The organism is Flavobacteriales bacterium, assembly GCA_030584065.1.
GTDB lineage: Bacteria > Bacteroidota > Bacteroidia > Flavobacteriales_F > PHOS-HE28 > PHOS-HE28.
The window spans coordinates 3,544,351-3,556,583 of record CP129489.1 but is presented as its reverse complement, the minus strand read 5'-3'; the positions used below and the strand labels follow the sequence as shown (position 1 = coordinate 3,556,583).

The 12,233-nt window shown below is 64.7% G+C and carries 10 protein-coding genes; 7 read left to right on the top strand and 3 right to left on the bottom strand.

Going from position 1 to position 12,233, the window contains the following annotated elements; all coding sequences use genetic code 11:
• The first annotated feature begins 4 nt into the window (after positions 1-4).
• The 4 genes from QY325_14770 to QY325_14755 are packed head-to-tail and all read left to right on the top strand — an operon-like array spanning position 5 to position 4,364.
• Positions 5-1,354, top strand: a complete 1,350-nt coding sequence (locus QY325_14770) for an HlyD family efflux transporter periplasmic adaptor subunit (GenBank protein WKZ66019.1) — start codon at positions 5-7, stop codon at positions 1,352-1,354.
• A 2-nt stretch (positions 1,355-1,356) separates the two neighbouring features.
• Positions 1,357-2,796: a TolC family protein gene (locus QY325_14765; protein ID WKZ66018.1), complete on the top strand. Its 1,440-nt coding sequence runs from the start codon at positions 1,357-1,359 to the stop codon at positions 2,794-2,796.
• A 13-nt stretch (positions 2,797-2,809) separates the two neighbouring features.
• Complete coding sequence (locus QY325_14760; GenBank protein WKZ66017.1) at positions 2,810-3,124, top strand: hypothetical protein; 315 nt, start codon at positions 2,810-2,812, stop codon at positions 3,122-3,124.
• Between the two features lie 4 nt (positions 3,125-3,128).
• Complete coding sequence (locus tag QY325_14755; GenBank protein WKZ66016.1) at positions 3,129-4,364, top strand: tetratricopeptide repeat protein; 1,236 nt, start codon at positions 3,129-3,131, stop codon at positions 4,362-4,364.
• A 3-nt stretch (positions 4,365-4,367) separates the two neighbouring features.
• Here QY325_14755 and QY325_14750 read toward each other — a convergent pair whose 3' ends face one another.
• Both QY325_14750 and QY325_14745 read right to left on the bottom strand, forming a co-directional pair.
• On the bottom strand, positions 4,368-5,630 hold the full coding sequence (locus tag QY325_14750) for an aspartate kinase (protein ID WKZ66015.1): 1,263 nt from the start codon (positions 5,628-5,630) through the stop codon (positions 4,368-4,370).
• Entirely contained in the window at positions 5,627-6,142 is a 516-nt protein-coding gene (locus tag QY325_14745) for a GNAT family N-acetyltransferase (protein ID WKZ66014.1), read from the bottom strand. The genes QY325_14750 and QY325_14745 overlap by 4 nt, the downstream gene beginning before the upstream one ends.
• A 34-nt stretch (positions 6,143-6,176) precedes the next feature.
• Here QY325_14745 and fbp point away from each other — a divergent pair, with 34 nt between their 5' ends.
• A complete protein-coding gene (gene fbp / locus QY325_14740) occupies positions 6,177-7,139 on the top strand; it encodes a class 1 fructose-bisphosphatase (protein ID WKZ66013.1) in 963 nt (320 codons plus the stop codon).
• A 92-nt stretch (positions 7,140-7,231) separates the two neighbouring features.
• A complete protein-coding gene (locus tag QY325_14735) occupies positions 7,232-7,609 on the top strand; it encodes a hypothetical protein (protein ID WKZ66012.1) in 378 nt (125 codons plus the stop codon).
• 147 nt (positions 7,610-7,756) lie between these two features.
• Here QY325_14735 and QY325_14730 read toward each other — a convergent pair whose 3' ends face one another.
• The gene (locus tag QY325_14730; GenBank protein ID WKZ66011.1) at positions 7,757-8,434 is read right to left on the bottom strand and encodes an RNA polymerase sigma factor; all 678 of its coding nucleotides are present in this window, start codon (positions 8,432-8,434) and stop codon (positions 7,757-7,759) included.
• A gap of 196 nt (positions 8,435-8,630) precedes the next feature.
• On the opposite strand from QY325_14730, the gene mfd reads away from it, so the two are divergent.
• Entirely contained in the window at positions 8,631-12,179 is a 3,549-nt protein-coding gene (mfd, locus tag QY325_14725) for a transcription-repair coupling factor (GenBank protein WKZ66010.1), read from the top strand.
• Positions 12,180-12,233: the final 54 nt, after the last annotated feature.

Here is a 12,233-nt window from a genome sequence, read left to right as displayed (position 1 = left end):
CGCCATGCTTGACCTGAGCCCGCACAATCCCGTGCCCACGCTGGACCGCAGCACATTCGGCTGCTTCCGCGTCATCGGCATCGCCAGCGCCAACCGGCTGTTCTCCCGTTGGCTCGTCGCCGCCTGCGCCGTGGTCCTCATCGGCCTCTTCCTGCCCTGGACGCAGAACATACGCGCGCGCGGAACCGTCACCAGCCTCAGCCCCGACCAGCGGCCGCAGACCATCCACGCCATCATCCCCGGCCGCGTCGAGGAGTGGTTCGTGCAGGAAGGCCAGCTGGTGCAGAAAGGCGACACCATCCTCCGCCTCAGCGAGGTGAAGGCCGAATACTTCGACCCACTCCTGCTCGACCGCACGCAGGAGCAGATCACCGCCAAGGAGCTCACCGCGCGCAGCTACGATGAGAAGGTGCGCTCACTCGATGCGCAGATCGATGCCCTCAACGCCGCCCTGCGCGTGAAGCTCGAGCAGGCCCGCAACAAGATCCTGCAGGCCCGGCTCAAGGTGCAGAGCGACAGCATCCGCGTAATCGCCGCGGAGACCGAGATCCGCGTGGCGGAGGAGCAGCTCGAGCGCGGGGAGCAGCAGTTCACGGAGGGGCTGCTGAGCAAGGTGGAGCTCGAGCGCCGCCAGGTGGCTCAGCAGCGCGCCACGGCCACCGTCATCGATGCCCGCAACAAACTGCTGGATGCGCGCAACGAGCTGCTCAATGCGCAGCTCGACCTCGACGGCATACGCAACGACTACCGCGACAAGCTGAGCAAGGCCGAGAGCGAGAAGTTCGCCAGCCTCAGCCAGCGCTACACCACCGAAGCCGAAGTGAGCAAGATGCAGGTGGACCTGGCCAACTACACGGTGCGGGCCGGCAACTATTACGTTACGGCACCGCAGCGCGGCTACATCACCAAGGCGGTGGTGACCGGCGTGGGCGAGACGGTGAAGGAGGGCGACGAACTGGTGAGCGTGATGCCCGCGGACTTCGACCTGGCGGTTGAGCTATACGTGCGCCCCATGGACATGCCGTTGATCAACAAGGGGCAGAAGGTGCGCTTCATGTTCGACGGATGGCCGAGCATCGTCTTCAGCGGCTGGCCCAATGCGAGCTACGGCACCTTCGGGGGCCGTGTGGCCGCCGTGGACAACTTCATCAGCCCAAACGGCAAGTACCGCCTGCTGGTGGCGCCCGACCCCGATGATGAGCCCTGGCCCAAGGCCCTGCGCGTGGGCGGCGGAAGCGTGGGCTTCGCGCTCATGAGCAATGTGCCCATCTGGTATGAGCTGTGGCGGCAGATCAACGGATTCCCGCCGGACCTCTACGCGGTGCCCGAGCCAGTGAGCATGAAAGGCAAATGACCATGGCAGCGCCCTACACCCTCGGATTCGCCTTGCGCGCGCTGCTCGCACTCGGCATGGCCGGGGCGATCCGAACCGGCAGTGCGCAGACGCCCGCCACCCTCACCCGCGAGGCCTTCGTGCGGCTGGTGACCGAGAACCACCCCATGGCCCGGCAAGCCGCCCTGCGCACCGGGATGGGCGATGCGGCCGTGAGGAGCGCCCGGGGAGGATTCGACCCGGTGGCCACCGCGGCTTACCGCAGCAAGGAGTTCGAGGACAAGGAGTACTACACGCTGCTCGAAGCGGGGCTGAAAGTGCCCACCTGGTACGGCATCGACCTGCTGGCCGGCTTCGAGGATGGCGACGGCACCTTCCTGAATCCCGAGCAGCGCACCCCCGATGAAGGCCTGGTTAGAGCGGGGGTGAAGGCGTCCATCGGGCAAGGGCTGTTCATCGACCAGCGGAGGGCTGCCCTTCGCCGCGCGCAGGCCTATCAGCGCGCCACGGAGGGCGAGCGCCGTCAGCTCCTCAACAGCCTGCTGCTGCAGGCCCTTGGCGACCATACCGATTGGGTTGCCGCGCACCGCGCGCTGGAGGTGAGCGATGCAGCCGTGCGGCTGGCCGAGTTGCGCCTGGATGCCGTGCGCGGCAGCTGGCGCGGCGGCGACCGGCCGGCCATCGACACGCTGGAGGCCTACCTGCAGCTGCAGGACCGCATGATGCGCCAGCAACAGGCCGCACTCGCTGTGCGCAACGCGGCCTTGCGCCTCAGCAACCACCTCTGGGACAGCAGCCAGCGCCCGCTGGAGCTGCAGGAGTCCGTCAGGCCAGAGCCCGCAGACCTTCTCTCCCCCATCGAAACCGCCGCTTCCGACACCGCCCTGGAGGTTGCGCTCGAGAACCATCCCCTTCTCATACAGGCGTACGCCCGCCTCGATCAGCTCGAGATCGACCGCCGGCTGCGCGCGGAATACCTCAAGCCGGACCTTGATGTGAAGTACGAGTGGCTCGGCAACGGCCAAAACCTTCGCAGCGAACCGGGCTCCAGGCTCATCGGCGACGGGCAGTCCCTGGGCGTCGGATTCAGCATGCCGCTGCTGCTGCGGCGTGAGCGCGGCGAGCTCGCCCTGGCCAAGCTCCGCCTCACCGACGCCCAGCTGGGCGTGGAGCGCGACCGGCTGCTCATCCGCAACCGTGTACGCGAGCGCCTGAACGACATCAGCATCTTCCGCCAGCAAGTGGACCTCGGCGCCGCCATGGTCATCAACAACCAGCGCCTGCTCGATGGCGAGAACCAGCGCTTCAGCGTCGGCGAGAGCTCCCTCTTCCTGGTGAACGCGCGCGAGGTCCCGCTCATCGACGCGCAGCTCCGCCAAGTGGACCTCGAGGCCAGGTTGCGCAAGGCCTGGTTCGCGCTCGACCATGAGGCCGGCACGCTCTGGAGCGCTTGGGTACGCTGAGAAGAGGAACGCCATGATACACGTCACCATCCAGACCCGCACCGTGGAGGCCGCTGAACGGCTAGCGCTCATCCTCATGGACCGCCAGCTGCTGCTCTTCCCCACACTGGACACCGACCATGAGGAGCTCCTCGTCGTGGACGGCCAGCTGGTGCGCACCCGGCAACTGCTGCTGCAGGGCATGACCAAGGCCCTGCTCTACCGGCGGGTGGAGGACGCTTGCGTGCACGCGCTGGGCGATGACCTGGTGCGCATCCACGCCACCCCCATCACGCACATGGATCCCCTTGCCCAGCGGACGCTCCTGGACCAGGTGGCCAAAGCCTGAATCCATGAGACGCCTGCAACCCCTCATCCTGCTGCTGGCCATCGCCTGCGGCGCTTCGGCGCAGTTCAACAACCGGCTCGATGCCATCCAGCTCATCCAGCAAGGCGACATGCAACTGCGCCTGGGCAGCAGCGAGCAGGCGCTCCTGAGCTACACCAGCGCCATCCAGCGCGACATGGGCTTTGCCGATGCCTATATGAAGCGGGCCGCGCTCTACAACCGGCTCGGCCATTACCAGCTGGCCATGGCCGACCTGGACCGGGCGCTGGAGCTGAACCCCTACAGCGAGTACATCTATGACCGACGGGCCAAGGTGAAGCTGCTGATGAACGACGTGAAGGGCGCCGAGGAGGACTGGAGCCGTGCCGTTGCTCTGCAGCCCTACGACGACCTGCTGCGCGAGGGCCGCGTGGATGCCTGGCTCTCAGCGGGCGAGACGGGTCGCGCCCTGGAGGAGCTCGACACGCTCCTGCTCGAGAAGCCGCACGATGTGCTCCTGCTCCTGAAGCGGACCTCTGCCCTGCTGCAGGCCGACCGCCCGGAGGATGCCCTTCGTTCGGCCGAGGAGGCGCGCCGCGTCTCGCCCCGGCTGGCCATCGTGCACGACCTGCGCGGCGTGGCCTACATGCGCATGCAGCGCTGGCTCGATGCCCTAGCCGCATTGGATAGTGCGATCCTGCTCGATCGCAACTTCGACCTTGCCTGGTACAACCGCGGACTGGTCCAGCTGCGCATGGGGCGCGACGACCTGGCCCGGGCCGACATGAACCGCGCACTGGAGCTGGCCCAGGACCGGCCGCATTTCTTCTTCCAGCGCGCCCTGATCCGCAAACGGGACGGCGATCTGGCCGGCGCCCGCGATGATTACGACCGGGCCCTGGAGCTCGCGCCGGATTACCTGGAGGCCCAGTACAACCGCGCCTTCGTGCGCAATCAGCTCGGCGATCGGGCCGGTGCCATGGCCGACGCCGAGGCCACCCTGCAGCGATCGCCGGGTGATCCCGATGCCTGGGTGCTGAAGGGCAGCCTGCACATGCTCTTCGCCGAGTATCCAGAGGCCATCGATTGCTTCGACCGGGCGCTGCTCATCCAAGGCGACCATGCGGCGAGCCTTTACAACCGCGGCTTGGCGAAGCACATGACCTACCGGCCCGAGCAAGGGTGCGACGACCTCCGCCGAAGCGCCGCGCTCGGCAACATGCGTGCCTCGGATGCCATGAGGTACTTCTGCGCCTTCTGAGGCCTACTTGAGCACGAAGCGCGCCGTGGTCCGGCTGCGCTGTTCGATGAGCACCTCACGGCCCTCGCAAAGTCGTTCCAGCGTGGCATCATCGTAGTGCCGCACCGTGACCAGCTCGCACTCCTCGTTGTAGCGCACCTCATAGTCGCGGCGCAGCTCCTCGATCAAGGAGCGGCTGCGCGGCGTGTCGTCGACCACCACGCTGAAGGCCAGCGCGCTGTTCTGCATGAGGTCGATGCGCACGTTGGCCCGCGCGAACAGTCCGAAGATGTGGTGCAGGTTCTCCTCCACCACGAAGCTGAGGTCGCGCGGGGTGATGCTGACCAGCAGCTGCTTCGGCTTCACGATGAACGAGGGGATCAGCGAATCGCTCTCGCTCACATCGTTGATGATGCTGCCCGGCGCGGCCAGGTCCATGAAGGAGCGCACATAGAGGGGGATGTGCTTCTGCTGCAACGGCTGAAGGGTGCGCGGGTGAATCACGCTGGCACCGAAGTAGCTCAGCTCGATGGCCTCGCGGTAGCTGATGTGGCTGAGCAGCTTGGTGTCCGGGAAGCGCTTGGGGTCGGCGTTGAACATGCCGGGCACGTCCTTCCAGATGGTAACGCTCTCCGCATCCAGCAGGTAGGCGAAGATGGCGGCGGAGAAGTCAGAGCCCTCCCGGCCCAGCGTTGTGGTGAGGCCCCCATCGGTGGCACCGATGAATCCTTGCGTGATCACAGGGAACTGCACCGGCTCCTGGCCATCGCCGCTGGAGAACTGCTCCTTCACGAGTTGAGCGCTGGTCTCCCAGTCCACGCGTGCCGATCGGTGCAGGGCATCCGTCCGCACCAGGTCACGGGCATCCATCCAGGAGCAGACCTCCAGCTCCTCGCTCAGGTAGGCGCTCACGATCTGCGTGCTCCACAATTCACCGTAGCTCACGATCTGGTCGTAATCCTGGTCGGGGCGGTCGGTGGGTGTGCCACTGAGCAGCTCCTCCAATTCATCGAAAGACTCCAGCAGCCAGGCCTCGGCCTCGTCGAACCCGGGCACCACCTCATGCAGCACGGACACGTGCTGTTGGCGGAGCACTTCCACCTGGTCACGCACCGACTTGCCGTCCCGCCAGTCCCATACCACGCGTTCCAGCGCATTGGTGGTCTTGCCCATGGCGCTCAACACCACCAGGATGTCCTCCCCGGGGAAATGCGTCAGCACCCGCGCCACGTTGCGCACACCGGCCGCGTCCTTCACGCTGGCCCCGCCGAACTTGAAGACTTTCATGCCTCGATCAACTTCTTCATGGTATCACGCGTCATCCGGCCATTCACCCAATGGGGGTCGAATTCCGCACCCAGTCGGGCGTAGAACCGCATGGCATCCTCGTTCCAATCCAGCACCTGCCAAGTGAGATGATGATAGCCACGCTCGAGCGCGTCCTCCACACAGGCACGGAACAGCTTCTCCCCGACCCGCTGCCCGCGCGCGGCTTCCGTCACCACGATGTCCTCCAGGTAACCCACCCGTCCGCGCCAGGTGGAATAACGCTCATAGCACACCGCCATACCGAGCAAGCGCGCATTCTGGTCATCCGGCGTACCGATCATCCGATCGTCGGATCGCTTCTCCGCCACCCACCCCCACCACACCGGTTGCTCGCCGAAACCGGCATCGCGCATCGCATCCTCCTTAACCGTCACCGCCTCCGGCTCCTTCTCGAAGGTGGCCAGCTCCCGCACCAGCTCCAGCATCCGCGGCACGTCACGCGGCTCAGCCCTTCGGATGACAACGTTCATGCACACAAAGAAAGCAGCGCCGCATCTTTGCAACATGTCCGAAATCAAGACCCTCTCCGAGTTCATCGTTGAACGCCAGGCCGATTTCCCCGGCGCATCGGGCGACCTGAGCAGCCTGCTCACCGCCTTCCGCCTCGCCGCCAAGATCGTGAACCGCGAGGTGAACAAGGCCGGACTGATGGCCGATATCCTCGGCGCGGAAGGCACCGAGAACGTGCAGGGCGAGGCCCAGCAGAAGCTCGACGTCTACGCCAACAACCTCTTCATCCGCATGATGAAGACCCAGGGTGCGGTGTGCGCGGTGGCCAGCGAGGAGAACGACGACATCGTGCACTTCGACAACGGCGGCAAGTACGTGGTGACCATGGACCCGCTCGATGGCAGCAGCAACATCGACGTGAACGTGAGCATCGGCACCATCTTCAGCATCTACAAGCGCATCAGCACCGGCCCCAAGGCCACGCTGGAGGATTTCCTGCAGCCCGGCAACGCGCAGGTGGCGGCAGGCTATATCGTGTACGGCAGCAGCACCATGCTCGTGTACAGCACCGGCCACGGCGTCAACGGCTTCACCCTCGACCCCAGCATCGGCACCTTCTGCCTAAGCTACCCGGACATGAAGACGCCCGCCGATGGGAAGATCTACTCCATCAACGAGGGCAACTGGTACGAGTTCAGCGATGGCGTGCGCAACTACATCGATGCCTGCAAGCAGAAGAAGATGAGCGCCCGCTACATCGGCAGCCTGGTGGCCGACTTCCACCGCAACCTGCTCAAGGGCGGCATCTACCTCTACCCAGGCACGCAGAAAGCCCCGAAAGGCAAGCTCCGCCTGCTGTACGAGGCGAACCCGCTCGCCTTCTTGGTGGAACAAGCCGGCGGCATGGCCACCGATGGCACCACCCGCATCCTGGACCTGCAGCCGACCGAGCTGCACCAGCGCTGCCCGCTGTACATCGGCAGCAGGAACATGGTGGAGGCGGCGATGAAGAGTTAGACCGATCGATCAGCCGCTGCCCTTCACCTGGCGCTTGTGCTCGGATCAGTGACGGTCAATTCGTGCTCCGGTACCCGGCAAGCAAGAACGCCATGACCGACCCCAAGACCCTGCTGACCTTGGTGGATGACTGGTTCCATGATCAAGGCTTCACGCAGGTGGACTTCAAGGGCCCGACCGAACGCATCACCACGTTCAACAGGGGTCACACGTTGGTGTTCAAGCTTCATCAGCGGCAAGGCCATGCCACCTACTACAAGGAAGCCTCAGGTGGTTCGCTCATCGTTTTCGAGGTATCCGCAAGGGAAGGCAGAGTGAGTTACACAGGCTATTGCCCGCTCCTGCTCTTCGGCATCTGGATGCGGAAACTGTCCTTCAGGCCGGATGCTGGAAAGCTGGCGAGCTACCGGAAGGAGGGGTTTCTTCTTGCGCTGCGTTTCAAGCGGATGCTCCAGGAGCATACACTCTGATTGAGCACGCATGCAGGGATACTACTGTCCATCACGGGCATGGAAACGTCAGTCCTGAGGAGGCCGCGATGAAAAGCCTGCTCAGGTGGCCGACCCGTGCGAGGCACACCCTTGAGCCGGGCAGGTGAGGCCGGCAACGGCAGTGGATCAGATCAACTCGACCAGCTCACCCAAATGGCCCTGCATCGCCTTCCGGGCCCGGTACAGATAGACCTTCACTTTCGTCATGTCCAGTCCCGTCATCTCCACGATATCGCCGTAGGAGCGGCCTTCCAGGTCACGAAGGAGCACCAGAGAGCGCTGCAAAGGGCTCAGCTTGGCCAATGCGCCATCGATGCGGTCCTTGAGCCCAGCAGCGGGCTGATGAGCGGTCCGCACGTCATCATGCCAATTCTCGTAACGGGTCAGGTACTTCCGCCTGCGCGATCGGTCGACGAGCAGGTTGTGCGCCGTGGCGTAGAGATAGCTCCGCGCTCCCGCGACAGCAACACGGTCCAACCGCATCCACAGCCGCAGGAAGCACTCCTGGACGATGTCCTTGGCCTCGTCCCGGTCGCGCAGGTGCTTCACCACGTAGCGGTACAGGGCATCCGAATGATCGTCCACGGCGCGGTTGTAGGCTTGGATGTCCATGACGACGGGGGCGCTTGTTCCATGCCCCTCCATGCGGGTGGCCGCGACCACGCCCATGCAGGCGGGCCTGGCCGGCTCGGCGATCCCGGTCCTCACATCGCTGTGGGTGACCCGGAGATGCGGGGCGGGGGCGACTTGGCCTTGCCGCATTTGCAGCGAGGTGCAGCGTGCGTGATGGAGGGAAGTGTTCATGGCCGTTGGTTCCTGGGCCAAAGGGACACCGGTCGCCTTCATTATCCATGGTGAAATGACATGAACTGGAAGGAATGGTGCATGGACCGGAGAAGGCGCCAAGGCGGCCATCCCCCAGGACCAGCCCTAACTTTGCGACCTTCCCGGACCCGATGCCCGCACCATGCGGCACCGGGTTTCGGGCTTTTCACCGTTCATGTCCATCACCTCCCTCCCCGACCTCCTCTCCCTCTACCGCTCAGACGCCCGCGTCGCTCGCGTGGCCGATGCCCTGCGCGAGAAGGCCGCCCGCGTGCAGATCGCCGGCACCATCGGTTCGTCGCAAGCCTTCATCGCCAACGCCGTGATCGAACAGCGCGGCGGCGTGCATGTGTTCGTGCTCACCGACCGCGAGGAGGCTGCGTACTTCCTCAATGACCTCGAAGCGCTGCGCGGGAAGGACAAGGACGGGCGCCATGCGAAGAAGGAGGAGGACCTGTTCTTCTACCCCGCACCCTCACGCTCGGCCTACGATCCCGAAGGACACCATGACGGCGAGCGGGTGACTCGCACGGAGGTGCTCGAGGCATTGATGAAGGTGAATAGTGAATGGCGAATGGCGAATGGCGCGGATGCGCATTCCCCATTCACCAACTCCCATTCACCATTCACCAACAAACTCATCATCGTCACCTACCCCGATGCCCTCATCCCCCTCGTGATCGGCAAGGAGGAGATGGCGAAGAACACGCTCACCGTCAAGCGCAATGAGGAGTTGCCCATCGACACGCTCCAGGAATGGCTAGAGGAGACCGGCTTCGCCCGCGTGGAGTTCGTGTACGAGCCGGGGCAGTACAGCATCCGCGGCGGCATCGTGGACGTGTTCAGCTACGGCAGCGACAAGCCCTACCGCATCGAGCTCTATGGCGACACCGTGGAGAGCGTGCGCCGCTTCGACCCGCAGGACCAGCTTACCGTGGAGCGCCTGGCCGAGGCCGTGATCGTACCCGACCTGCAGGACGAGGATGCCGCGCGCCAGCAGACCTTCTTCGCCCAATTGCCCGAGGACACCGTGCTCTGGCTACGCGACCTCCAGGCCATCGGCGATGCGGCCAAGAAGCAGCTGAAGCTCCTCTCCGAGGCCTACGAGCGCCTGCCTGACAAGGACAAGCACCCCACCCCCAACGAACTGCTCGCCACCGACACGGAGCTGATCAAGGGGACGCTGGGGTTCAGGAAGGTTTTCTGGGCTGCGGGCCATGGGCTGCGGGCCTCGGGCTCAAGCACGGTCGAGCCCGAGGCCCGTGGCCCACAGCCCGTGGCCATGAACTCGCAGCCCGGGGCCGAGCTCATCGACTTCCAACAACGCCCCCAACCCACCTTCGCCAAGGAGTTCAAAGTCCTCTCCGGTGACCTGCACAACAAGCAGAACGCGGGCTACACCAACCTCATCGCCTGCAACAGCGCCAAGCAGAGCGAACGCCTCTACGCCATCTTCAACGACATGGAGCACGAGGTGGCCTTCACGCCACTGGTGCTCGACCTGCACGAGGGCTTCATCGACCCCGAGCTGAAGCTGGCGCTCTACACCGACCACCAGATCTTCGAGCGCTACCACCGCTTCCGGCTGAAGGAAGGCTTCCGCAAGAACGCGCAAGCCCTCACGCTCAAGGAGCTCACGCAACTGAAACCCGGCGACCTGGTGGTGCACATCGACCACGGCATCGGCGTGTTCAGCGGCCTGGAGACCATCGACGCGGGCGGCAGCAAGCAGGAGGCCATCCGCCTGAAGTACCGCGACAACGACATCCTCTACGTGGGCATCCACAGCCTGCACCGCGTGAGCAAGTACAGCGGCGAGGAGGGCGGCAAGGCGCCGAACATCAGCAAGCTCGGCACGCCCGCGTGGAAGAACCTGAAGGAGAAGACCAAGGCCAAGGTGAAGGCCCTCGCCTTCGATCTGATCAAGCTCTACGCGCAGCGCAAGAGCAAACCGGGCTTCGCGTACCAGCCGGACAACTACCTGCAGCACGAACTGGAGGCGAGCTTCATCTACGAGGACACGCCCGACCAGCTGAAGGCCACGCAGGACGTGAAACGCGACATGGAGAAGGCCACGCCGATGGACCGGCTGGTCTGCGGCGACGTGGGCTTCGGCAAGACGGAGGTGGCCATCCGCGCGGCGTTCAAGGCGGCGTGCGACGGCAAGCAGGTGGCCGTGCTCGTGCCCACGACGATCCTCGCGCTGCAGCACTGGAAAAGCTTCTCCAATCGCATGAAGGGCCTGCCCGTGCGTGTGGACTACATCAACCGCTTCCGCACCAGCGCGCAACAGACACAGATCCTCAAGGACCTCAAGGAAGGGAAGATCGACATCCTCATCGGCACGCACCGGCTGGTGAGCAAGGACGTGGTGTGGAAGGACCTCGGCCTGATGATCATCGACGAGGAGCAGAAGTTCGGTGTGAACGTGAAGGACAAGCTGAAGACCATCCGCGCCAACGTGGATACGCTCACCCTCACCGCCACGCCCATCCCGCGCACGCTGCAGTTCAGCCTCATGGGCGCGCGCGACCTCAGCATCATCAGCACGCCGCCGCCCAACCGCTACCCGGTGAGCACCATGCTGCAACCGTACGACGAGGTGACCATCCGTGGTGCGATCGAGTACGAGCTCAGTCGCGGCGGCCAGGTGTACTTCCTGCACGACAAGGTGAAGAACATCGAGCACATCGCCGACATGATCCGCAAGCTGGTGCCGGGCTGCCGCGTGGGCGTGGGCCACGGTCAGCTCGAAGGCCACAAACTGGAGGAGGTGATGCTCGACTTCATCGAGGGCAACACCGACGTGCTCGTGTGCACCACCATCGTGGAGAACGGCCTCGACATCCCGAACGCGAACACGATCATCGTCAACGAAGCGCAGAACTTCGGCCTCAGCGACCTGCACCAGCTGCGCGGTCGCGTGGGCCGCAGCAACAAGAAGGCCTACTGCTACCTGCTCGCGCCGAGCCCGCACCTGCTGCCCGACCTGAGCCGCAAGCGCCTGCAGGCCATCGAGCAGTTCAGCGACCTGGGCAGCGGCATCCACATCGCCATGAAGGACCTCGACATCCGCGGCGCAGGCGACCTGCTCGGCGCGGAGCAGAGCGGTTTCATAAACGACATCGGCTTCGAGACCTACCACAAGATCCTCGAAGAAGCCGTGCGCGAACTGAAGGACGAGCACTTCAAGGAACTCTTCGCCGATGCGCAGGAGGGCAGCCATGCCCTCGCCCGCGGATCACGCCGCGACCAGAGCGACGACTGCATCATCGAGACCGACCTCACCATGCTGATCCCCAACAGCTACGTGAGCGAGACCGCAGAACGCCTCGCGCTCTACCGCCGCCTCGACGACATCAAGGACGAAGCCGAGCTGCAGATGTTCACCGCCGAGATCACCGACCGCTTCGGCCCCATCCCGCCGCTGGTGAACGAGTTGCTCGAAGGCATCCGTTTGCGCTGGCTGGGCCAACGCATGGGCCTGGAGAAGATGGTGCTGAAGAAGGGCACGCTCATTGGCACCTTCATCGCCGACCAGAAACACCCCTTCTTCGAGGGCGATGGCTTCAACGCGGTGCTGCGGGCGGTGCAGGCCCAGCCCCGTCGCTTCAAGGTTTACGAGAAGGCGGGGACCTTGCGGATCAGCGTGCAGGATGTAAAGAACGTGCACGCCGCGAAGGAGGCGATGGAGATCGTAGTGGGCACCCAGGTGCCTGCTTGAGCTTTCCGCCTGGGATGGACGAGCTCACCGATCCATGAGCGGGGATGGACCAAG